The sequence below is a fragment of the Aquipuribacter nitratireducens genome (genome assembly GCF_037860835.1).
In the GTDB taxonomy this organism is placed as follows: Bacteria; Actinomycetota; Actinomycetes; order Actinomycetales; family JBBAYJ01; genus Aquipuribacter; species Aquipuribacter nitratireducens.
The window spans coordinates 18,943-41,327 of sequence record NZ_JBBEOG010000010.1 but is presented as its reverse complement, the minus strand read 5'-3'; the positions used below and the strand labels follow the sequence as shown (position 1 = coordinate 41,327).

At 76.0% G+C, this 22,385-nt stretch carries 22 protein-coding genes and 1 pseudogene; 14 read left to right on the top strand and 9 right to left on the bottom strand.

The features are described 5' to 3' along the window. Positions 1-9: 9 nt before the first annotated feature. Positions 10-1,038 (bottom strand): lysophospholipid acyltransferase family protein, encoded by a 1,029-nt coding sequence (locus tag WAB14_RS15900; protein WP_417281683.1) that lies wholly within the window; start codon positions 1,036-1,038, stop codon positions 10-12. A 142-nt stretch (positions 1,039-1,180) separates the two neighbouring features. Between WAB14_RS15900 and WAB14_RS15895 the strand changes: the two genes are divergently transcribed. Genes WAB14_RS15895 through WAB14_RS15885 form a run of 3 tightly spaced genes read left to right on the top strand, consistent with a single transcriptional unit; the run spans position 1,181 to position 3,939 of the window. Further along, positions 1,181-1,951 (top strand): alpha/beta hydrolase, encoded by a 771-nt coding sequence (locus WAB14_RS15895; RefSeq protein ID WP_340271255.1) that lies wholly within the window; start codon positions 1,181-1,183, stop codon positions 1,949-1,951. Further along, the gene (locus WAB14_RS15890) at positions 1,948-2,637 is read left to right on the top strand and encodes a hypothetical protein (RefSeq protein WP_340271254.1); all 690 of its coding nucleotides are present in this window, start codon (positions 1,948-1,950) and stop codon (positions 2,635-2,637) included. Before WAB14_RS15895 ends, WAB14_RS15890 begins: the two co-directional genes overlap by 4 nt. 3 nt (positions 2,638-2,640) lie before the next feature. After that, entirely contained in the window at positions 2,641-3,939 is a 1,299-nt protein-coding gene (locus WAB14_RS15885; protein ID WP_340271252.1) for an ornithine cyclodeaminase, nickel-pincer nucleotide-dependent, read from the top strand. Here WAB14_RS15885 and WAB14_RS15880 read toward each other — a convergent pair. From WAB14_RS15880 to WAB14_RS15845, 8 genes are all read right to left on the bottom strand, one after another. Further along, on the bottom strand, positions 3,920-5,077 hold the full coding sequence (locus WAB14_RS15880) for an NAD(P)/FAD-dependent oxidoreductase (protein ID WP_340271251.1): 1,158 nt from the start codon (positions 5,075-5,077) through the stop codon (positions 3,920-3,922). The genes WAB14_RS15885 and WAB14_RS15880 overlap by 20 nt on opposite strands. 37 nt (positions 5,078-5,114) lie before the next feature. Then, positions 5,115-5,780: a hypothetical protein gene (locus tag WAB14_RS15875; RefSeq protein WP_340271250.1), complete on the bottom strand. Its 666-nt coding sequence runs from the start codon at positions 5,778-5,780 to the stop codon at positions 5,115-5,117. Between the two features lie 6 nt (positions 5,781-5,786). Continuing rightward, the gene (locus WAB14_RS15870) at positions 5,787-6,731 is read right to left on the bottom strand and encodes an ROK family glucokinase (RefSeq protein WP_340271249.1); all 945 of its coding nucleotides are present in this window, start codon (positions 6,729-6,731) and stop codon (positions 5,787-5,789) included. After that, complete coding sequence (locus WAB14_RS15865) at positions 6,728-7,108, bottom strand: hypothetical protein (RefSeq protein WP_340271248.1); 381 nt, start codon at positions 7,106-7,108, stop codon at positions 6,728-6,730. Before WAB14_RS15865 ends, WAB14_RS15870 begins: the two co-directional genes overlap by 4 nt. After that, positions 7,105-7,965 (bottom strand): hypothetical protein, encoded by an 861-nt coding sequence (locus WAB14_RS15860; RefSeq protein WP_340271247.1) that lies wholly within the window; start codon positions 7,963-7,965, stop codon positions 7,105-7,107. Before WAB14_RS15860 ends, WAB14_RS15865 begins: the two co-directional genes overlap by 4 nt. 8 nt (positions 7,966-7,973) lie before the next feature. After that, on the bottom strand, positions 7,974-8,420 hold the full coding sequence (locus tag WAB14_RS15855; protein ID WP_340271245.1) for an SRPBCC family protein: 447 nt from the start codon (positions 8,418-8,420) through the stop codon (positions 7,974-7,976). A gap of 64 nt (positions 8,421-8,484) precedes the next feature. Continuing rightward, complete coding sequence (locus tag WAB14_RS15850; protein ID WP_340271243.1) at positions 8,485-8,916, bottom strand: hypothetical protein; 432 nt, start codon at positions 8,914-8,916, stop codon at positions 8,485-8,487. Then, a complete protein-coding gene (locus WAB14_RS15845) occupies positions 8,913-9,359 on the bottom strand; it encodes a hypothetical protein (protein WP_340271241.1) in 447 nt (148 codons plus the stop codon). The genes WAB14_RS15850 and WAB14_RS15845 overlap by 4 nt, the downstream gene beginning before the upstream one ends. 112 nt (positions 9,360-9,471) lie before the next feature. Between WAB14_RS15845 and WAB14_RS15840 the strand changes: the two genes are divergently transcribed. The 11 genes and pseudogenes from WAB14_RS15840 to WAB14_RS15790 all read left to right on the top strand — a co-directional run bounded on the left by WAB14_RS15840 (position 9,472) and on the right by WAB14_RS15790 (position 22,338). Beyond that, positions 9,472-11,256, top strand: coding sequence for an AMP-dependent synthetase/ligase (locus tag WAB14_RS15840; protein ID WP_340271240.1), 1,785 nt, complete (start codon positions 9,472-9,474; stop codon positions 11,254-11,256). 82 nt (positions 11,257-11,338) lie between these two features. Further along, positions 11,339-11,734, top strand: a pseudogene (locus WAB14_RS15835) (TadE/TadG family type IV pilus assembly protein); the annotation flags it as partial. Further along, on the top strand, positions 11,731-13,128 hold the full coding sequence (locus tag WAB14_RS15830) for a pilus assembly protein TadG-related protein (protein ID WP_340271238.1): 1,398 nt from the start codon (positions 11,731-11,733) through the stop codon (positions 13,126-13,128). The pseudogene WAB14_RS15835 and the gene WAB14_RS15830, both read left to right, overlap by 4 nt. A 98-nt stretch (positions 13,129-13,226) precedes the next feature. Beyond that, positions 13,227-13,961, top strand: coding sequence for a Flp pilus assembly protein CpaB (gene cpaB / locus WAB14_RS15825; RefSeq protein ID WP_340271236.1), 735 nt, complete (start codon positions 13,227-13,229; stop codon positions 13,959-13,961). Then, positions 13,958-15,151 carry a CpaE/TadZ family protein gene (locus WAB14_RS15820; RefSeq protein WP_340271234.1) on the top strand — a complete coding sequence of 398 codons (1,194 nt, stop codon included), beginning with the start codon at positions 13,958-13,960 and terminating at the stop codon, positions 15,149-15,151. Before cpaB ends, WAB14_RS15820 begins: the two co-directional genes overlap by 4 nt. After that, positions 15,148-16,518, top strand: coding sequence for a TadA family conjugal transfer-associated ATPase (locus tag WAB14_RS15815; protein WP_340271233.1), 1,371 nt, complete (start codon positions 15,148-15,150; stop codon positions 16,516-16,518). Before WAB14_RS15820 ends, WAB14_RS15815 begins: the two co-directional genes overlap by 4 nt. Further along, the gene (locus WAB14_RS15810) at positions 16,515-18,605 is read left to right on the top strand and encodes a type II secretion system F family protein (RefSeq protein WP_340271231.1); all 2,091 of its coding nucleotides are present in this window, start codon (positions 16,515-16,517) and stop codon (positions 18,603-18,605) included. The genes WAB14_RS15815 and WAB14_RS15810 overlap by 4 nt, the downstream gene beginning before the upstream one ends. After that, positions 18,602-19,549, top strand: a complete 948-nt coding sequence (locus WAB14_RS15805) for a type II secretion system F family protein (RefSeq protein ID WP_340271230.1) — start codon at positions 18,602-18,604, stop codon at positions 19,547-19,549. Before WAB14_RS15810 ends, WAB14_RS15805 begins: the two co-directional genes overlap by 4 nt. A gap of 70 nt (positions 19,550-19,619) precedes the next feature. Continuing rightward, the gene (locus tag WAB14_RS15800) at positions 19,620-21,239 is read left to right on the top strand and encodes a sensor histidine kinase (RefSeq protein WP_340271228.1); all 1,620 of its coding nucleotides are present in this window, start codon (positions 19,620-19,622) and stop codon (positions 21,237-21,239) included. Next, positions 21,236-21,976, top strand: coding sequence for a response regulator transcription factor (locus tag WAB14_RS15795; protein ID WP_340271227.1), 741 nt, complete (start codon positions 21,236-21,238; stop codon positions 21,974-21,976). Before WAB14_RS15800 ends, WAB14_RS15795 begins: the two co-directional genes overlap by 4 nt. 74 nt (positions 21,977-22,050) lie before the next feature. After that, entirely contained in the window at positions 22,051-22,338 is a 288-nt protein-coding gene (locus tag WAB14_RS15790) for a Flp family type IVb pilin (protein WP_340271225.1), read from the top strand. The last annotated feature ends 47 nt before the right edge of the window (positions 22,339-22,385 follow it).

Sequence of the window (22,385 nt, the reverse complement as noted above, 5' to 3'; positions counted from 1 at the left end):
CGAGGTGCCTCAGGCGCGGTCCGCCCGCTGGTCCCGCTCCGCGTCCCGTCCGGCGTCCGGGCGGTCGTCGCGCTCGGCGTCCGGCGAAGCGTCCGGCTGGTCGTCGTGACCGTCGTCCGCCGCGTCGTCCGCCTCGTCGTCCGCGTCGTCGTGCGGCAGGACGGCGCGCGCGTCGGCTTCGTCGAGCGCGTCGGTGCCGTCGGGACGCCGGCTCGTGTAGTCGCCGGGAGACAGGTCGTCGCCGAACCAGCGCTCGGAGAGACCCGACAGCTGCGCCGACAGCTGGGAGGTGTCGCGGCCGGTGATGCGCTCGACGCGCCCGAGGACCTCCCCCACCACCTTCGCCCGCTTCTCCGCGGCGGCCCGCTCCTTGACGACGTTCGCGTACTCGTCGACGTACTCCTGCCCGGACAGCCGCATGAGCTCGTACATGATCTCGTCGGTCACCGAGCGCAGGACGTGGCGGTCGTCGGCGAGGCCGTCGTAGCGGGAGAAGTCGAGGGGGCGGCCGATGATGATGCCGACCCGGTGGATCTTCGGGATCTTCCGCCCGATCGGCTGGACCTTGTCGGTGCCGATCATGGCGACGGGGATGACGGGGACCCGGCTCTCGAGCGCCATCTTCGCCACGCCGGTCTTGCCCCGGTACAGGCGCCCGTCGTGGGAGCGCGTGCCCTCGGGGTAGATGCCGAGCAGCTGGCCCCGGCGCAGCACGCGGAGCCCCGAGCGCAGGGCCGCCTCGCTCGCCTTGCCGCCGCTGCGGTCGACGGGCAGCTGCCCGACGCCCTTGAAGAACATCGCCTTGGCGCGGCCCTTCACGCCCGTGCCGGTGAAGTACTCCGCCTTCGCGAGGAACGTGAGCCGACGGCGCAGCATGAGCGGCAGGAAGATCGAGTCGGAGAACGAGAGGTGGTTGGAGGCGAGGATCGCGCCGCCCGTCGCCGGGACGTACTCCCCGCCCCGCACCCACGGCCGGAACAGCGAGCGCAGCACCGGACCGAGGATCGAGTAGAGGATCCAGTAGAACGCCACCGACACCGTGGCCCACCTCCGTCGCTGCGCCCGGGCCGGGGCGCCCGTGCGGCGGCCAGTGTGTCGTGCGGGTGCACCTCGTGTCACACCCGTCGGGGACGGCGTCAACCCGTGGTGCCGCGACCGCCCGGCGTGCGACCATCGACACGTGCCGATCCTCCCCGGAGCAGAGTCGTTCCAGGCCGACGGCGGCGACGTGGCCGTCCTGCTGCTCCACGGCTTCACCGGGACCCCCCAGTCGCTGCGCGACTGGGCCGAGCACCACGCCGCCGCCGGGCTCACCGTCCGGCTGCCGCGGCTGCCGGGCCACGGCACCACGTGGCAGGAGTGCAACCGGACCCGCTGGCAGGACTGGTACTCGTGCGCGGAGCGGGAGCTGCTCGCGCTGGCGCGCGACCACACGGTCGTGGTCGCCGGCATGTCGAACGGCGGCGCCCTCGCGCTGCGCCTCGCGCAGGAGCACCCCGACGAGGTCGCCGGGCTCGTGCTCGTCAACCCGGCCGTGCTGCTCGAGGACCCGCGCCTCGTCGCGCTGCCCGTGCTGCGGCACCTCGTCCCGTCGCTGCCGGGCATCGCCGACGACATCCGCAAGGAGGGCCGTCACGAGCTCGCCTACGACCGCACCCCGCTCCACGCGCTGTGGTCGATGACGCACCTGTGGCGCGCGGTGCGGGGGGACCTGTCGCGGGTCACGCAGCCGATCCTGCTGCTGCGCAGCGCCGTCGACCACGTCGTCCCGGCGTCCTCGAGCGCGGCGGTCCTCGCCGGGGTCACCTCGCGCGACGTCCGCGAGGTCGTCCTGCCGGACTCCTACCACGTCGCGACGCTCGACCACGACGCGCCGAGGGTCCTCGAGGCGTCCCTCGAGCACGTCCGCCGGGTCACGGCCGGCGCGGCACGGGACGAGGTGACGGCGTGAGCTCCGACGACGCCGAGGACCGGCGCGGCACGGAGGGCCGCGACCTCCCCCTCGACGTCGACGCGCGCTTCGCCGCGATCGTCGCGCACTTCCACGACGACGAGGCCCCGCCGCCGCGGCTGGTGGACGCGAGCCCCGAGGCGGGCGACCGGCTCGAGGTCCACCGCGACGACGACGCCGGGCCCCCGGCCCCCGCCGACCGTGACGGTGACGAGACCGCGGACCACGGTCTCGACGACGACGACCCGCGCTGGCGCGCCGCCGCCGCCGACCTCGAGGCGCTCGACCTCGTGCGCGACGAGGAGCCGCCCGAGGACGCCCCGGCCCCCCCGCCGCGTGGTGTGCCGCAGCCGCCGTTCGGTCCCCGTTTCGAGACGGCGGCCGAGCGGCACGCCCGCATCGACCGCGAGGTCGAGCGCGCGGTGCACGGCCCGGACGGCGCCCACTTCGTGCCCCCGGTGCCGCCGCCCCTGCCACGGCCGGTCGGGCTCGCGAACCGGGCCGCGTGGACGTCGGTCCTCGTGGGGCCGCTCCTCCTGCTGCTGTGCGCCCTGTTCTGGGACAGCGTGCCCGCGTGGGTGCTCGGCACCCTCGTCGTCGCCGTCGTCGCCGGCTTCACGTACCTCGTGTGGCGCCTGCCGCACAGCCGTGACCGCGACGACCCCGACGACGGTGCCATCGTGTGACCCGTGACGACACGACACCCCTCGGGCGGACCGCGTGAGCTCGTCGAGCTCACCGGCCACGTGCTCGACACCGGCCTGTTCACCCGCGTCCTCGACGACGTCCGCGCCCTCGGCGCCGACTACGAGGTCGTGCGCTTCGACGTCGGCAAGGAGCACGACGACCCCTCGACCGTCCGCATCGCCGTGACGGCCCCCGACGCCGCCACCCTCGACTCCGTCGTCATGCGGCTGCACACCCACGGCGCGAACCTCGTCGAGGTCGAGCCGGCGCGCCTCACGACCGTCGAGCGGGACGGCGTCTTCCCCGCCGACTTCTACGCGACGACGAACCTGCCCACCCAGGTGCGGGTCGCCGGCACGTGGCACCCCGTGGAGAACCCCGAGATGGACTGCGGGATCGTCGTCGAGCTCGAGGGCGAGCTCGAGGGCGAGGGCGACGCGGCGGTGGTCCGCTCGGTGCGCACCGTCCCGGTGAGCGACGTGAGGGCGGGGTCGAGGATCGTGAGCGGCGCCGCCGGGGTGCGCGTCACCCCGCCGCCCCGCGAGGCGGGCGACGACTCCGGGTTCACGTTCATGCAGTCGGAGGTGAGCAGCGAGAAGCCCCAGGCTCTCGTCGTCCGCCAGATCGCGGAGGAGATGCGCGCGGTCAAGGAGCGCGGCCAGCGCATCCTGTGGGTCCTCGGCCCCGCGGTCGTCCACACCGGTGCGGCGCCCTCCGTCGCGGCGCTCGTGCGCGGCGGCTGGGTCGACGTCCTCTTCGGCGGCAACGCCATCGCGACCCACGACGTCGAGCAGGCGATCTACGGCACGTCGCTCGGGGTGGACCTGTCGGCCGGGCGCGGCGTGGAGCACGGCCACGAGCACCACCTGCGTGCCATCAACGCGGTCCGGCAGGCGGGCTCCCTCGCCGCCGCCGTCGAGCAGGGGGTGCTGACGAGCGGGATCATGCACGCCCTCGTCGAGGGCGGGAAGGACTTCGTGCTCGTCGGGTCCGTCCGCGACGACGGGCCCCTGCCCGACGTCCGCACCGACGTGCTCGACGGCCAGCGCGCGATGCGGGCGCAGCTGCACTCCCCCGACAAGGGCGAGGTCGGCTTCTGCATCGTCGTCGCGACCATGCTCCACGGCGTCGCGACGGGCAACGTCCTGCCGAGCCACATCCCGCTCGTCTGCGTCGACATCAACCCCGCGACGGTGACGAAGCTCGCCGACCGCGGCTCGGCGCAGGCCCGCGGCGTCGTCACCGACGTCGGGCTGTTCTGCGCGACGCTCGCGCGGGAGCTCACCGGCTCGGAGACCTGAGCCCCGCGACGACCTCCCGCGCCGTCGCGGTGGCGGTGCGCGTCGTCAGCAGGCCCCGGCCGAGCCCGACCTCGACGAGGTCGGCGAACACGCCGGGGTCCGCTGCGGCGCGCACGCCCGCCGGCAGCACCGCCGGGACGCGGACCAGCCGCTGCAGCACCGTCGTGTGCCGCAGGTGCCGGGCGAGCCGGCGGGCGAGCGCCCGGCGGTGACCGCGCCCCGGGTCACCCGGCGCGACGGCCGCCGCGCCGGCGCACGCCCCCGACAGGACGGCGTAGTACAGCCCCTCCCCCGTCAGCGGGTTGACGAGGGACAGGGCGTCCCCGGCGAGGAGCACGGGCCCGTCGGGCTGGCGCACGCGGTCGCTCGACAGCGGGAGGTGGTGCCCGCGCCACGCCACGGCGTCCGCCGTGGTGCCGGGCAGCAGCTCCTCCAGGCGCCGGAGGTAGCGCCGCCGGGACGGCACGGCACCACCGCCGAGCACCTCGCCGTACCCGATGTTCGCGAGGCCGTCCCCGACGGGGAACGACCACGCGTAGGCCGGCGCGCCGCCGGGGGCGAAGACGATGCGCTGCTCGTCGGCGAGGTCCGGGCGCACCGGCGCGTACCCGCGCACGGCGAGCCCGGTCGAGCGGGGCGCCGGTCCGGGCAGCCCGAGGCAGCGGCGGACCACGGACCCGGCCCCGTCGGCGCCCACGACCGCCCTCGCGTGCACCGCCCGCCCGCCGGACAGCAGCAGGCGGACGTCGGGGCCGGTGGACACCGATCGGACGACGCCGCGTCCCGGGTGCGCCCCGGCGGCCAGGGCGGCGCCGCGCAGCCGCGCGTCGAGGACGCGCCGGGGCACGACGTGCGCGGGCCGGCGCATGTCGCCGCTGACCGCGGCGACGCCGGGGACCTCGAGGTGGAGCCGCCGCACGGGCCGGTGGTCGTCGACCACGCCCGCCACGCCGAGGGAGGCGCACACGTCGAAGACGTGGGGGGCGACGCCGTCGCCGCAGGCCTTGTCCCGGGGGAAGTCGGCGCGGTCCAGGAGCAGCACCCGCGCCGCGGGTCGTACCCGCAGGGCGGCGAGCGCGGCCGCCGAGCCGGCCGGCCCCGCGCCGACGACGACGAGGTCCCACGGTGCCCCGGTCACGCCCCCAGCCTCCGGCAGCAGCGGGACCCCCGCACCGTCAGGGCAGGACGAGCTCGACGAGGTCGGGCCGGGACGGCGTGACGCGCGATAGGAGGTCGGGCCGGGCGCCGACGGCGCCGGGCAGGTCGAGGGGGCGGGCGGTCGCGGCCCCGCCGAGGAGACCGCGGGGGCGCACGCGGGGCCGGTCGGCGGGGGTGGTGGCGCCCGTACCCGGCGTGAGGTCGGCGAGACGGCGCGCGAGGACGTCCCCGCCGGCGCTGCCGGGCAGGTCGCCCGCGAGCACGGTCGGGGTGTCGTCGCCCGGGCCGAGGAGCGCGAGGACGTCGCCGGCGGCCGTCGCGCGGGCCTCGTCGTCGCCGCGGGTGTCGACGACACCCACCCGGAAGCGCTGCCCGGCCGTGAGCCGCAGCTCGGCGAGCGCGGCACCGCCGCCCCCGCCGCGGTACGTCTGCGTCGCCGTCGGCTCCGCCCGCAGGGAGACGAGGACCGCGGCCCCGGCCGTCTCCGGCCCGCCGACGGCGACGAGCAGGCCGACGTCGGAGGCGAGGGCGCCGAGGCGGTGCCGGCTGAGCGGGTGGACGGGCACGTGCGAGAGCAGCGCGACGTCCGGGGCGGTGTCGCGCAGCACGCGCAGCAGGCCGGGACGGCTGCCCCGCAGCCGGTCGACGTCGAGGGCGAGGACCCGGACGGTCGCGGCGGTCACGGCCGCTCAGTCCGCGAGGGCGAGGTCGGCGGCACCGACGAGGCCCGCGTCGTTGCCGAGCTCGGCCCGCACGACCGCTGCGGCGGGCCGGAAGCCGCGGCCGGTGAGCTCGTGCTCGTAGGCGTCGCGCGCCGGCCCCAGCAGGAGGTCCCCGGCGTCGGACACCCCGCCCCCGACGACGACGACGCCGGGGTCGAGGATCGCGACGAAGCTCGCGATCGCGGTCCCGAGCTGGCGACCGAGGTCGGCGAGCAGCTCCACCGCCATCGGGTCGCCGTCGCGCGCGGCGTCGGTGACGAGCGGGCCCGTGATCCGCTTCACCTTGCCGCCCGCCCGCTCGAGCATGCCGACGGCGAGCGGCGACCCGGACTCGGCGAGCTCGCGGGCCTCCCGCACGAGGGCCGTGCCGGACGTGTACTGCTCCCAGCAGCCGCGGTTGCCGCAGCCGCAGCGGTGCCCGTCGGGCACCGCGCGGACGTGCCCGAACTCCGCGGCGACCCCGTGGGCGCCGCGGACGAGGCGGCGGTTGACGACGAGCCCGCCCCCGAGGCCCGTCCCGACCGTCAGCATGAGCATGTCGTCGACGTCGCGGCCGGCGCCGAAGCGGAACTCCCCCCACGCGGCGGCGTTGGCGTCGTTCTCGATGACGACGGGGACGTCGACGAGCGCCTCGACCTGCTGCTTGAGCGGGTTCTCCCGCCACGCGAGGTTGGGTGCGAACAGCACCGTCGAGCGGGCGGCGTCGATGTAGCCGGCGGCGGCGACCCCGACCGCCTGCACCTCGTGGGCGGCCTTGAGCTCGGCGATGCCGTCGGCGAGCGCGGAGACGATCTCCTCGGGCCGGTTCGGCTGCGTCTCGCGCCGGGTGCGGGCGACGACCTCGCCGGAGTCGGTGACGACCCCCAGGGCGATCTTCGTTCCGCCGATGTCGACGCCGATGGTCGCGCTCATGCGGGGGGCTCCTCGGGCTCGGGGTCGGGTGGGACGACGGGGATTGTCCTGCGGCCGCCGGTCGGTGCTGACGCCGGGTCCCCGGGGGTGGGGGCGGGGGGCGGGGCGGGGCGGGCGCCGTGCGGCGTCTGCCGGGCGGCTCCCTCGAGCGCCGCGAGGAGCTCGCGTCCCGCGGCGACGAGGTGGGAGCCGGCGGCGTGCAGGTGCGCCGCCGTCTCGGCCTCGAGCCCGTTCGCCCCGTCGACCAGTGCGCACACGGGGCAGCCCGGGCACGAGCCGGCGTCCCCGCCGCCCAGGCCGTGCCAGCCGGTCTTCACGGCACCGAGGAGCGCGGCGACACCGTCGGGCGGCCCACCGGCGCCGGGTGTCCCGCTCACCGCCACAGCCCCGGGTCGGGCCGCAGCCGCAGCTCGAGCCGCGTGCCGTCCCCGGATCCGACCTGCCGCGCACGCTCCGTGGTGCAGCGGGCGAGCGCCGCGGGCAGGCGCACGCTGCTGGTCGCGCCGGCGTCCTCCCCGAGGGGTCGGACGTGGAGCACGTCACCCTCGACCTCGAGGGCCGGCCGGGCGCCACGGGGCAGGTCGCACCACCACACGTAGCGGGTGCCGTCGGCCACCTCCTCGCGGCGGTGCCCGGCCGTCGCGGTCGGCGCCGCCAGGGGCGCCCGGGCAGGGACGCGGGGCAGCCCGACGACCGGCCAGCCGCAGCGGGCCGCGTCGTGCTCGCCGAGGCCTCCCACGACGACGGCGGTCCCGGCCACCTCGAGGAGACCGCGGACCACGACGCGCAGGTCGAGGAGGTCGGCGACGAGCGAGGCGGCGACGGGGTCGTCGCCCACGCGCGCCGCGAGGCCCGCCAGCCGCTCGTCGAGGAGCCGGGCGGCCAGGAGCGGCGCGGCGACGAAGCGGGCCGGCTCCAGCGACCGCGGCACGCTCACGACGACGGCGTCGGCGCGACCCGCGGCCACCTCGGCCGCGGCGTCCTCCCACAGGGCGAGCTCGTCGACGAGCGCGACGGGCAGGCCGCGCCCGTCGCGACCCACCAGGCCGACGACGTCCGCGGCGATCCCCCACGCGGCGGCCAGCCGGGGCGCCCAGGCCGTGGCGGGAGCCGTGCCGGCGTCGGGGTCGGAGCGGGCCGCAGGTCGCACGACCGCCTTCCCCCCGGCCCGGCGGACGGCCTCGGCGGCGCCGCGACCGGCGGGGCAGCAGCCGGGGTCGACGAGCAGGCGCACGGGGACCGTCAGCCCTCGACGCGGCCGCGGAGGTCCTTGAGCGCGGTGTCGGTGATCATCTTCTCGGCGCGGCGGCGCAGCAGACCCGGCAGGCGGACCGTGACGTCGACCTCGAGGCGGTACGTCACCTGCGTGCCGTCGCCGGCGGCGACGAGGACGTACGCGCCGTCCATCTGCGAGGTCACCGAGCCCGGCTCGACGAGCGACCACGACACGGTGCCGGTGCCCGCCGTCGTGAGCGCCCACTCGTACCGCACGTGCAGCGTGTCGCGGACCGGACCGTTCGCCATGGTGAGCCGGGCCTCGCTCGGCCTGCCCTCCTCGTCGGTGTCGAGCACCTCGACGGCCGTGATGCCGCCGGCCCACTCCGGGTAGGCCTCGAGGTCGGCGACGACGCGGACGACGTCCGCGGGGGGCGCCTCGATCGTGATGGTCGACTCGGTGCGCTCGGCCACGCGTGCTCCTTCGCCAGGGGTCGGTCGGCGGGGCGAACCTACTCCTCGGGCCGCGACCGCGCGTTCACAGCAGGAGCCCGACGAGTCCCAGCACGCTGAGCAGCACACCGACGAGCACGACGGCGGCCCCGCAGCCGAGGGCCAGCCGCAGCCCGCGGGAGCTGCCCGCCAGGGGGCCACGCGCGCCCGGCCGCTCGGCCGAGGTCGTCGCCGCGAGCTCCGCGAGCATGGCCTCCGCCTGCTGCTCGACCCCCGCCGGCGCCGGGTCCACGGCGACGCCGTCCCCGGGCCGCACCTCGTCGAGGGGGACACCGGGATCCTGCTCCGGTGACGCACCCTGCACCTGCGCCGGTCCCGGTCCAGGGGCGGCACCTGCTCCCAGCGGCTGCAGGCAGAGGCTGCACCACTGCTCGGCGGGGCTGACCCGCGCGCCGCACGAGGGGCACCGCTCCGGCCCACCCGACCCCACCCCGGGCGCGCCCGGCTGCTCGCTCACGACCGCGGTCCTGCCGTCGGGTCGACCTGGACGCCCACGAGGCCACGCTTCCACGACCGGCGCAGCGCGTCGGGGAGGCGACGCGCGTGCCGCGCCGGGACCGGCACGCCGCCGGCGGGAGAGACGCCGCTGACGGGTCCGACGGGTCCGACGGGGGGCACGGGGTCGAGCCGCACGAACAGGTGGACGACGGTCCCGCCCCACGCCGGCTCCAGCCACACCTCCGCGGTGCCCGCCCACCGGACGGACCCTCGCCCGCGCCCGGTCCGTGCGGTGGCCTCCCAGCGGACCCCCTCGACCCCACGCTCCTCGGCACGGACGAGCGCGAGCCGTGCGCCGGGACCGGCGTCGAGCCAGCCCTCCCACGCGGGGCGGGTCATCGCCCGGACCGCCGCCGGAGCAGCACGCACGAACGTGTCGTCGACGACGTCCACCAGCGGCACGCCGACCAGCATGCCCGGTCGGGCTCCTGACCTGCCGGGGGGCACTCGACTACGCTTTGCGGACCTGACCCGCCCGCACCCCGCGGCGCGCCCGACTCGACGAGGAGCCACCGTGCGCGAGTTCACCGTCCCACCCGCTGTCGAGGCCTACCCCGGCACGATGGCCGACATCCTCGTGGACCGGGCGCGCAACGCGCCCGACGCCGCGATGTTCGCCCGGCGGGACGGCGACGAGTGGCGGGACGTGTCCGCCGCCGAGCACCTCGCCGAGGCCACGACGCTCGCCAAGGGCCTCGTCGCGGCGGGCATCGCGCCCGGGGACCGCGTCGCCATCATGTCCCGCACGCGGTACGAGTGGACGCTCGCCGACCACGCGATCTGGCTCGCCGGTGGCGTGTCCGTGCCGATCTACGAGACCTCCTCCGCCGAGCAGGTCGCGTGGATCCTCTCCGACTCCGGGGCGAAGGCGGTCTTCGTCGAGGCGGCCCACCACCGCTCGACGGTCGAGGCGGTCGCCGACCGTGTGCCCGCGTGCGCCCACACGTGGGTGTTCGACGAGGGCGGCCTCGACACGCTCGCCGAGCTCGGGGCCGACGTCGCGGACGACGCCGTCGACGCCGCGCACGGCGGCCGGGGCGCCGGCGACCTCGCGACGATCATCTACACCTCCGGCACCACGGGGCGGCCGAAGGGCTGCGAGCTCACCCACGGCAACTTCATCGACCTGTGCCGCAACGCGGAGGCGAGCCTGTGGGAGGTCCTCCACATGGAGGGGGCCTCGACCCTGCTCTTCCTCCCCCTCGCCCACATCTTCGCCCGCTTCATCCAGGCGCTGTGCGTCGTCACGGGCGTGCGGATGGGTCACCAGCCGGACCCGAAGGAGCTCGTCGACGCCCTCGGCGGCTTCCGTCCGACGTTCATCCTCTCGGTGCCGCGCGTGTTCGAGAAGGTGTACAACTCCGCCGAGCAGAAGGCGACCGGCGAGGGCAAGGGCAAGATCTTCGCCGCCGCCGCGCAGACGGCGATCGACTGGTCGCGGGCGCAGGACTCCGGCGGGCCCGGCGTCCTGCTGCGGGCCAAGCACGCGCTGTTCGACCGCCTCGTCTACGTCAAGCTGCGCGACCGGCTCGGCGGCAAGGTCCGCTACGCCGTCTCCGGCGGCGCCCCGCTCGGGGAGCGGCTCGGCCACTTCTTCCGCGGCATCGGCCTCATCGTCCTCGAGGGCTACGGCCTCACCGAGACGACGGCCCCGGCGACCGTCAACGTCCCCGAGCGGGTCAAGATCGGGTCGGTCGGCAAGCCGATCCCCGGCTGCGGCGTCCGCATCGAGGACGACGGCGAGATCTGCCTGTCCGGGGTCAACGTGCTCCGCGGCTACTACAACAACCCGACGGCGACGTCGGAGAGCATCGTCGACGGCTGGTTCCGCACCGGCGACCTCGGCGAGCTCGACGACGAGGGCTACCTCCGCATCACGGGCCGCAAGAAGGAGATCATCGTGACGGCGGGCGGCAAGAACGTCGCGCCTGCCCAGCTGGAGGATCGCATCCGGGCGCACCCGCTCATCAGCCAGTGCATGGTCGTCGGGGACAAGCGCGCGTTCGTCGCGGCGCTCGTCACCCTCGACCCGGAGATGCTACCGGTCTGGCTGGAGAACCAGGGCAAGCCGGCCATGTCCCCCGCCGAGGCCGCCACCGACGCCGACGTCCTCGCCGCGGTGCAGTCCGCCATCGACGACGCGAACACCCTGGTGTCGAAGGCCGAGTCGATCCGGAAGTTCACCGTGCTCACCGACGACTTCACGGAGGCCTCGGGCCACCTCACGCCGTCGATGAAGCTCAAGCGCAACGTCGTCCTCAAGGACTACGAGGCGCAGGTGGAGAAGCTGTACGGCTGAGCCCGAGGGGCCGGCCGGCAGGACGGGGGACACGACGCGCACGAGGGAGGGCCGCGACCGCGGCGAGCGGGGCGCCGCCGCGGTCGAGTTCGCCCTCGTGCTGCCCGTCCTGCTCCTCATCGTGTTCGCGACGGTCCAGTACGGCTTCTTCTTCTTCCAGTGGACCGCCGTCGAGAACGCCGTGGGGGTGACGGCCCGGCAGGCGTCGCTCGGCACGAGCAGCTGCGCCGACCTCGAGGCGACGCTGCGGCGCAACCTCGAGGGCACCGCGGTCGACCTCGCACCCGGGCAGCCGCGGGTGGCACGCGCGACGCGCACGGGCGTCGTCGCCGGCGACGACCTCGACGTGGTCGTCGTCGAGGTGCGCTGGCAGCCGACGCGGTTCGGGCTCCCGCTCCCCTTCACGGGCAGCGCACGTGACGAGCTCGTCGAGCAGCCGAGCGAGCCGGGCACGGTGCCGCAGGAGTGCGGTCCGTGAGGGCGGACCGGCACGGCGACGACGGCGCCATGGCGGTGCTCACCGCCGTGCTCGCGGTGCTGCTGTTCGGCATCGCCGCGCTCGCCGTCGACCTCACGAACCTGTACTCGCGCGACCGGGCCGCCCAGACGGTCGCCGACGCGGCCGCGCTCGCAGCCGCGGCCGAGCTGCCCGACGTGTGCGCGGCGCGCGCCGCCGCGGAGGCGGTCCTCGGCGCCGACGCCAACCGGGTCGTCCTCGGCGACCCGCCCTCGGTCGACCTCACCGACGCCGACACCGACGACGGCGCCCTGTGGTTCCACCCGCCCGGCGACGCCGCCTCAGGGCCTCCGGCCGGCCCGGGCTGCCCGCCCCCGACGGGCAGCGGCGACGACGTCGCCGTCACGGTCCTCACGCCGTCCTACGGCGTGTCGGTCGTCTTCCGGCCCGTCGTCGTGGCGCTGACGGGGTCGACGACGGTCACGGCCCAGCAGGCGCGTGAGGGCCGGGTGAGCGCCTCGGCCACCGCGCGCCTCGGCTGGACGGAGCGCTGGCACGACCTCGCGGTCTGCGGCAGCGGGGACCGCCGCGGCCGCTTCGCCGCACCAGCGCCCTCGCCCGTCGCAGCGGGACTGGGCGCCCCGGTGCTACGGGCCGTCCCGCTCTTCGGCGTCCTGGTGCCGACAGCACCGGGCACCGAGCCGTCCGGGGGCGGCACGGCACCGTCCGGCGTCCCGTCCCCCGACCCGTCGGACGGGCCGTCCACCGAGCCGACGGGGGACCCGACCGGGGAGCCGACCGGCGAGCCCACGGGTGAGCCGACCGGCGAACCCACGGGTGAGCCGACCGGGGAGCCGAGCGCGGAGCCCACCGCCTCGAGCGCACCCCCGAGCACCGACCCCACCGCGTCGACCGCCGTCCCGTCGGAGAGCACCTCGGAGACCCCGAGCTCCGCCCCGCCACCCCCCGAGCCCACGCCGCCGGACCCGTGCGACGGTCCTCGGACGGTCCCGCTCGTCGCGGACGGGACGACGGGCGAGGTCGTGGGCCCCTGCACCGACCCCACGACGCCCGCGGACGTCCGGTGCGCGACCGTGACGACGCCGGCCACCGACGTCGACCCGGAGTGCGCGAGCGTGGCGGCCCCGGCACTGGCGGACCACCTGCCGCCAGGCGCCGTCGTCGACGACCTCTTCGACGGCGACCCCGCCGACCCCGTGCTCGACCGGCGGGTGCGGGACGAGCCCGGCTTCGCCCTCGTCCCGCGGGTCGCCACCGACACCGCCGGCGAGCAGCAGGTCACGGAGGGCTACGCGGGCTACCTCGTGCAGGACGGCACGACGGGCACCTCGTGCCTGCTCGTGTTCGACGCGGCGGCCGTCGCGGGGATCGGCACCTCGACGCTGCTGCGATGAGGGTCCACCATCGACCGGCACGCCGACGAGGTTGTGACGGCGGCGAAAGGTAGGTTTGCGCAGGTCGGGTCGTCGGCCACGGAGGGAGGCACGCGCCGGTGGGAGCTCGGGTGCTCGTGCTCGTCGTCGCGCTCGTCGTCGCCGCCCTCGGTGCGCTGGCGGTCGTCCTCTACGTCGAGAACGCCCTCGGGCGGCAGGATGCGGCGACCGAGACGCTCGAGGTCCTCGTCGTGGCGGAGACGATCCCAGCCGGTACGGCCTTCGCCGACGTACCGGGCTCCTTGGAGGTCGCGACCCGGCCGGCCGACGCGGTGCCGCAGGGGGTGCTCGACCCAGCCGACGGCCTGACCGGTCAGGTCGCGCTCCAGACGCTGTACCCCGGTGAGGTCGTCTCCGCGCCCGTCGTCGGCGACCCCGACGACGTCACGGCGCTCGCGCCGCCCGACGGGCGCTTCGCCGCGTCGTTCGCCTTCCCCGCCGCCAACCGGGTCGGCACGTTCGTGCGCCCCGGCTCGCAGGTGTCGGTGTTCGCGACCGTCGAGACGGTCGCCCCGGGTCCTGACGGCGAGGTCGTCACCGCCCTCACGACCCAGCTGCTCGTCGAGGCGCTCGACGTGCTCGCGGTGGGTTCGACGACAGACATCGGCGCGGAGAGCGGCGCGGGCGGCGGCGACGCCGCGCTCGTCACCTTCGCCGTCGACCAGGGCGAGGTCCAGCGGCTCGTGCTTGCGCAGTCGATCGGCACCCTCTACCTCGCCCTCGCCGGCGAGGAGCCCCCCATCGAGCAGCTGGAGGGCACGACGCGCCTCAACCTCTTCGAGGCGACGTCGTGAACGTCGTCGCGCTCGGGGTCGCCGATACCAGCCGCGCCGCGCTGGGCGACGGCACCGAGCACGTCGCCGACCTCGCCGCGCTGCGTGAGCGCATGACCGCCCCGGGGGCCCGCACGGTCGTGCTCGGGCCCGCGGTCCCGCTCGAGCTCGCGGTCCGCCTCGCCGACGAGCACCGGGTGAGCCGTCCCGACGTCGGCATCGTGCTCGAGCGGGCCCCGCAGGAGGCGGCGGCGGCGGAGGTCCTCACGACGGCGCTGCGGGCCGGGGTCCGCGAGGTCGTCCCGGCGGGCGACCCGGCCGCCCTGCAGGAGGCGGTGAGACGCTCCGACACCCTGAGCCGCGCCCTCGCCGAGCGCGCGCCCGGCGGCCCGCCGCCGCAGGCCGCGGGCCGCGTCATCACCGTCTTCTCCGCCAAGGGCGGCTGCGGCAAGACGACCGTGTCGACGAACGTCGGCGCCCTGCTCGCCGCGGGCGGGCGGCGCCGGGTCGTCGTCGTCGACCTCGACCTCGCCTTCGGCGACGTCGCCATCGCGCTCCAGCTCTTCCCCTCCCGCACGATCGCCGACGCGGTCCCGCTGGGGGCGCGCGACCTCGACTTCCCCGCCCTCGAGCAGCTCCTCACGCCCCACTCCGCGGGCCTCACGACGCTCGTCGCCCCGACGGACCCCGCGACCGGGGACTCGGTCCCGGCGGCGCTCGTCACGCGGGTGCTCGAGCTGCTCCGCGAGCACTTCGACTACGTCGTCGTCGACACGCCCCCCGCCTTCGACGACCAGGTGCTCGCGGCCTTCGACCTCTCCGACGTCGTCGTGCTCCTCGCCACCCTCGACATCCCGGCGCTGAAGAACCTCAAGCTCACCCTCGAGACCCTCGAGATCCTCAGCTACCCGCAGGAGCGGTGGAAGGTCGTCATCAACCGCGCCGACTCCAAGGTGGGCCTGTCGATGGCGGAGGTGGAGAAGACGCTGCAGACCCGGATCACGGCCCAGGTCCCGTCGAGCCGGGACGTGCCCGCGTCGGTCAACCGCGGCGTCCCGATCGTGCTCGACGACCCCCGCCACGCCGTCAGCGCCGCCCTGCGGGACTTCGTCGAGCGCGACCTCGTCGTGCGGTCCGGGACGACCGGCGACGTCCCGCCGCCCCTGCGCCGGGACCGTCGCCGGCTCGGGCGCCGCCGGGACCACTCGTGAGCCTCGCCGACCGCCTCGCCGCCGCCCGGGCCCGCGAGCAGGGCGAGGAGCCCCCGACCCCCGGCCGGCCGAGCCGGGCGCGGCGCGCCGCGCCCCGCGACCCCTTCCTCGACCTCAAGCGCGAGGTGCACCAGGCGCTGCTCGACACCCTCGGGCCGCAGCTGTACGACGCCCGGCTCACCGCGGAGGACCTCGAGACACGCGTCCGGCAGACGCTGCAGGACGTCCTCGGCCGGGGTGACCGTCCCCTCACGCCGTCGGACCGCACGCGGCTCACGCAGGAGATCGCCGACGACATCCTCGGCTACGGGCCGCTCGAGCCGTTCCTCCGCGACCCCGACGTCACCGAGATCATGGTGAACGGCCACGACACCGTCTACGTCGAGCGCGCCGGGCGGCTCCACGAGGCGGACGCGCACTTCGCCGACGACGACCACCTCCGTCGCACGATCGACAAGATCGTCGCCCGGGTCGGGCGACGCGTCGACGAGGCCAACCCCATGGTCGACGCGCGCCTGCCCGACGGCTCGCGCATCAACGCCGTCATCCCGCCGCTGGCCGTCGACGGCCCGCTCCTCACCGTCCGCAAGTTCTCCACCGACCCCTTCACCGCCGACGACCTCGTCGCGCTCGGGACCATGACGCAGTCCGTCGCGGCCTTCCTCCAGGCGGCGGTCGCGGCCCGGCTCAACATCCTCGTGTCCGGCGGCACCGGCGCGGGCAAGACGACGACGCTCAACGTGCTGAGCGCCTTCATCCCCGACGGCGAGCGCATCATCACGATCGAGGACGCCGCCGAGCTGCAGCTGCACCAGCGCCACGTCCTCCGACTGGAGTCCCGACCGCCCAACATCGAGGGGCGCGGCGAGGTCCGGATCCGCGACCTCGTCCGCAACGCCCTGCGCATGCGCCCGGACCGCATCGTCGTCGGCGAGGTCCGCGACGCCGCCGCCCTCGACATGCTCCAGGCCATGAACACCGGCCACGACGGGTCGATCTCCACCGTCCACGCCAACAGCCCGCGGGACTCCCTCACCCGCGTGGAGACGATGGTCCTCATGGCCGGGGTCGACCTGCCCGTCCGCGCGGTCCGCGAGCAGGTGGCGAGCGCGCTCGACCTCGTCGTCCACCAGGAGCGGGGCCGGGACGGCGTCCGCCGCATCACCCACGTCACCGAGGTGACGGGCATCGACGGCGAGACCGTGCTGTGCCAGGACCTCTTCGTCCACGAGCACCGCGGCGGCGACGAGACCGACGCCGGGCACCTGCGGCCGACCGGCGCGCACCCGGCGTGCGCGGCCCGGCTCGAGCGGGCCGGGCTGCGGACCGACTCCCTCGCGCTCGCCTTCGAGGGGCTGCGGCGATGAGGCGGGCGGTTGCGCTGCTGCTCGGCGCGCTCGCCGCCCTCGCAGGCCCCGTCCTCGGCGTCGCGCCCGCCGGCGCGACGACGGCCCCCGTCGACGCCGGCGCGACGATCTCCCAGCCCCGCGTCGAGGGCGGCGACCTCCTGCTGTCGTTCTCCACCGCGCAGGGCTCCGGTGCCGGGTTCGACCCCGACTCCGTCGAGGTCGGCCTCCGCCCGCTCGGCGCCGACAGCGAGCCCGTGCCGCTGCCGGACCGCGTCGTCCGGTCGGCCGAGCAGGTCGAGCGCACCGTCGTGCTCGTCGTCGACACGTCGGGCTCGTTGCGCGAGGACGACGGCATCGAGGCCGTCCGCGAGGCCGCCCTCGGCTTCCTCGAGCAGGTCGACGACGCCGTCGAGGTCGGGCTCGTGACGTTCGGCCAGCCACCCGAGGTGGTCTCCCCGCCGACGACGGACCGCGCCGCGCTCGTCACGGCGCTGGAGGACGTCGAGGCCGCCGGGGGCACCGCCCTCAACGACGCGGTCGTGCGCGCCACCCGCCTCCTGCCCGACACGGGCACCAACCGGCTCCTCGTCCTCACGGACGGCCGCGACGAGTCCGCGGCCGACGACGGGTCCCCCGGCAGCTTCTTCAACGCCGCCCAGGCCGCGACCGAGGTCGAGGCGTCCGGGGCGCAGGTCGTCCCCATCGCCTTCACCGACCGGGCCGACACCGACCGGCTGGCGTTCCTCGCGGGCGTCCCCGAGAGTGCGGTCGTCGACGCCGCCGACGACGCCCAGCTCGCCGCCGCCTTCGACGCCGTCGCGGAGTCCCTCGCCCAGGACGTCGCGGTTCAGGTCCCGATACCGCGCGACCTGCTGGGGCGCACCGTAGAGATCGTCGTCACGGCCACCGTCGACGGCCGCAGGGTCGCCGACAGCGCGGTCCTCCGGCTCGTCCCGGCCGCGGGGTCCGACGACGACCCGGAGACCGAGCCGTCGACCGGCCCGACTACCGATGCCACAGGGCCCAGCGCGGTCGCCGCGCCGTTCGTCGTCCGCGACGTCGCGGCACCGCCGGCACCCCGGGCGGACCCGCTCGTCGTCACCGCCGCAGCCGCGGCGGTCGGGGCGGCGCTGCTCGTCGCCGCGCTCGCGACCGGCCGGCTCGCGCGGGCGGGCAGCACGCCCGAGGCCCGTCGGCGCCGCAGCCTCGCCGCCCACGGCGTCCAGCCCCTCGTCGAGCACACCCCACCGCGCGGCACCACGGCCACGGGCGCGCCGACGGGTCACACGCTGCTCGGGGACTCCGCGGTGGCGCGGGGCGCCGTGGAGCTCGCCGACCGGGTCGTGCGCCGGCGCCCCGCCACCGCGCGGCTCGCGGCGGACCTCGAGGCCGCGAACCTGCCGCTGCGGCCCGGCGAGTGGCTCATCCTCCAGGTGCTCGCCGCGGCCGGCTCCGCCGTGCTGCTCCTCGTGCTGTCGGCCGGCGCGCCGCTCGCCGCCGTCCTCGGGCTCGTGCTCGGCCTCGCCGGTCCGCCCCTCTACCTGTCGGTCCGCAAGGCCCGACGCCGACGCGCCTTCGTGCAGGCGCTGCCGGACACCCTGGGGCTCATGGCGTCCGGCCTGCGCGCGGGCTTCTCCGTCCCCCAGGCCATGGAGTCGGTGGTGCGGGAGGGCCAGGAGCCGTTGCGGGGCGAGCTCAACCGGGCGCTCGTCGAGGCCCGCCTGGGCGTCCCCCCGGAGGACGCCCTCGAGCACGTCGCCGACCGCATGCAGAGCCAGGACTTCCGGTGGGTCGTCATGTCGATGCGCATCCAGCGCGAGGTCGGCGGCAACCTCTCGGAGGTGCTCGACACCGTCGGCGCCACCATCCGCGAACGGGCCCGCCTCCAGCGGCAGGTCGACGCCCTGTCGGCCGAGGGGCGCCTGTCCGCGTGGATCATCGGGGTGCTGCCCGTCGTCTTCACGGTCTACCTCAGCATCGCGCAGCCGGAGTACCTGCGGCCCCTCGTCGCCGGCCCCCTCGGGCTCGGGCTCCTCGGCGTGGGCGGGGTGCTCTTCGCGCTCGGGGTCCTCGGGCTCCGCTGGGCCACGAGGGTCGACGTGTGAACCCGGCGGACCCGACGGTCGTCCTCGGCACGCTCGCCGTCTTCGTCGGCCTCCTCGTCGCAGGGGCGAGCCTCGCTGTCGGGTACGACCCGCGGCGCACGCAGGTGCGCCGGTCGCTGGAGGCGGTCGGGTCCGCCAGCGCCGGGCGACCCAACCAGCGCGAGCGCGAGCTGCAGGTTCCCTTCGCCGACCGGGTGCTCTCCCCCGCTCTCGGAGCCGTCACCGGGCTCGGCCGCCGGCTCACGCCCTCGGCGCAGACGGCACGGATCCGGCGGCGCCTCGACCTCGCCGGCAACCCGCCGACGTGGAGCCTCGACCGTGTCGCGTCGGTGCGGGTGCTCCTCACCGTCATCGCGGTGACCGTCTCGCTGCTGCTCGCCAGCGTGTTCGACCTCGGCCCCGCACGGACCCTGCTCGGGCTCCTCGTGCTGGGCGGGCTCGCGTGGTCCACGCCGTCGCTCATCGTCTACCAGCTCGCCTACGACCGCTCGCACCGCATCCTCAGGGAGCTGCCCGACGCCCTCGACCTCCTCACGATCTCCGTGGAGTCCGGGCTCGGGTTCGACGCCGCCCTCGCCCGGGTGTCGCGCAACCTCGAGGGGCCGCTCGGGCAGGAGCTCGCCCGCGTGCTGCAGGAGATGCAGATCGGCACCGGTCGCATGGACGCGCTGCGGGCCATGGCCGACCGCACGGACGTCCCGGACCTCCGCTCGTTCGTCGCCGCGATGGTCCAGGCCGACGCGTACGGCGTCCCGGTGGCGGGCGTGCTGCGGGTCCAGGCCGAGGACATGCGCGTCAAGCGGAGCCAGCGGGCGGAGGAGGAGGCGCAGAAGGTGCCGGTCAAGGTGCTGTTCCCGCTCATCTTCGGGATCCTCCCGGCGCTCTTCGTCGTCATCATCGGCCCGGCCGCCATCCAGGCCGTGCCCTCCTTCCTCGGCCTCTGACCGCCCGCCGCCGCCCACCTGCACGGCGAGGCCTGTGGCCCCGCGGCGGACCGTGTGCCACGGTGTGCCGGTGAGGCGTCCCCGCACCGTGGAGGGCCCGCTGCTCCCCCTGGCGCTGCGCGGTGCGCTCCTCGTCGTCGGCACCGTCGTCGCCGTCGCCGTCGGGCAGGCGGAGGTCCTCGGCCCCGCGATCGCGCTGCTCGTCGTCGTCGCGTTCGCCGCGATCCCCCTGCCGAGCCCGACGGCACGCATGGTCCAGGCCTTCGCCGAGGCGGCGGTCCTCGGGCTCGTCATCGGCAGCATCGGCCCCCTCGGTCCCCTCTTCCTGCCCCTGCTCCTGCTGCCGGTCTTCTCCGTCGGGCTGCGCGGCGGGGTCCTCGTCGGCGCCGCGGGCGGCGTGACCGGCTGCCTCGGCTGGGCGCTCGGGGTCCTGAGCACGCCCGGCGACGGCATCACCGAGCTGTCCTCCCGGATGTCCCAGCCACTGCTGTGGCTCGTGCCGCTCGCCGCGGTCGGCGCGGTCGCCGGCTGGGTCCGGCGGCTCACCCTCGAGAACCAGACGTACAGCGACACGGCGTACGAGCAGGCGTTCCGGCTGCTCACCGAGCTGCAGGAGGTCGCCCGGGACCTCAGCCTGGGGCTCGACCCGCCGACGCTCGCGACCGCCCTGCTCGACGACGTCGCCCGGGTGCACCCCCATGGCTCCCGCACGCTGTCCGTCGTGAGCGGCGACGACCGCCTCTCGCCGCTGGCCCGCCAGGACGGCACCCCCGACGCGGCGGCCGGCGCACCCGACGGCCCCTCACCCGGCGCGTCGATCGGCACGTCGCCGGACGACGCCGAGGCGCGGGCGTGGCGCACCCGGTCCGTGCAGCGCGTCCGCGACGACGGGAGCAACGGCGGGTCCTCGGCGTACGGCTTCCCGGTGACCGTCGGGGACCGCGTCGTGGCCGTGCTCGGCGTCCGCGGCACGACGCTCGACGAGCGGGCCGAGGTGCTCGTCCGCGACGCCGTGGCGGAGACCGGGCCGAAGCTCGCGGCGGCGCTGCTGTTCGACGACGTGCGCCGGCTCGCGACCGTCGACGAGCGACTCCGCCTCGCCCGGGAGATCCACGACGGCATCGCCCAGGAGGTCGCGAGCCTCGGCTACCTCCTCGACGACGTCGTCGACCACGTGCCCCCGCAGCAGGCCGAGGAGCTGCGCCGCATGCGGGACCACGTCCGGCGCGTCGTCAGCGACCTCCGGCTGTCGATCTTCGACCTGCGCGCCGGTGTCGACGACACCGTCGGCCTCGGCACGGCCCTCAGCGAGCACGTGCAGCGGGTCGGGCAGCAGTCCGAGCTCGTCGTCCACACCGTCCTCGACGAGTTCGGGGAGCGGCTGCCCCCCACGGTCGAGGTCGAGCTCCTCCGGATCGCGCAGGAGGCCATCACGAACGTCCGCAAGCACGCGCAGGCCGGCAACCTCTGGGTGGAGTGCACGGTCGAGGCCCCGCGAGCGTGGCTGCGCGTGGCCGACGACGGGGTGGGACCCCGGCCGGCCGGGCCGGGGTCCATGGGGCTGCGGGGCATGCGGGAGCGGGTACGGCGGATCGGCGGGGAGCTGCACGTCGGGGAGCGCAACGGCGGGGGCACCGTGGTAGAGGTGACCCTCGGCAGGTGGGACGAGGAGACGGGGACGGTGGGATGACGGACGACGCCAGCGAGGGACGCGGCCCGGACGGGGCCGCGGCGCAGGGGGCGCCGCGACGGCGCGCGGGCGACGTGGTGCCCGACGACGCGACCCGGGTCGCGATCGTCGACGACCACGAGCTCATCCGACAGGGCCTGCGGCGCGCCTTCGAGCGAGCCGGGGACTTCGTCGTCGTCGGGGAGGCCGGCAGCGTCGCCACCGGACGCGACCTCGTCGCCCGCGAGCGCCCCGACGTGCTCGTGACGGACGTCCGGCTGCCCGACGGCAGCGGGATCGACCTCGCGCGCGCGGTCCGCTCGGTCGCCCCCGACATGGGCATCGTCGTCCTCACGATGTACGCCGGCGACGAGCACCTCCTCGGGGCGCTGGAGGCGGGCGCGAGCGCGTTCGTCAACAAGGACGCCCCGAGCGACGACGTCGTCGCCGCGGCGCGGCACGCCGTCGTCGCGCCGCGTTCGTTCTCCGCCGCCGACCTCGCCGGCGCCATGCAGCGCCGGCTCAGCACGCCCCCCGGGCCGTCCCTGTCGCCGCGGGAGACCGAGGTGCTCCACCTGCTCGCCGACGGCCTGTCCGCGGGCCAGATCGGGCGTCGTCTCTTCATCAGCGAGTCGACGATCAAGACCCACATCGGCAAGATCTACGACAAGCTCGGCGCGACGAACCGGGCGCAGGCCGTCATGAAGGCGGTCCGCCTCGGCCTCGTCACCCCGGACCCCGACCGCGAGGCGACCTGACACGGGGGCGTCGCACCTGCCATCCTCCGAACGGAGGATGCGAAGCCGGTACGAACCACTGATGTCGGCGGAGCGTGACCACCCGCATGCTGGGTGTGCAGGCCGTCATCCCCCTGGACCTGCACGTCCGATTCGCACGGAAGGACCGCATCATGCTGGCTCGGATTCGGACCCTCACCGCCCGCCGCGACGCCGGCGCATCCGCCGTCGAGTACGGCCTGCTCGTCGCCGCGATCGCCGCCGTCATCATCACGGTGGTCGTCCTGCTCGGCGGTCAGCTCAACAGCATCTTCACTGGCGTCAACGACGAGCTGGGCACCATCCCCGGTGGCACCGGCGGCGGCGTCACCACCGGTGGCTGACAGTCCCCCAGGAACCGGCAACAGGCAGGCAGACGATGTGTCATGGT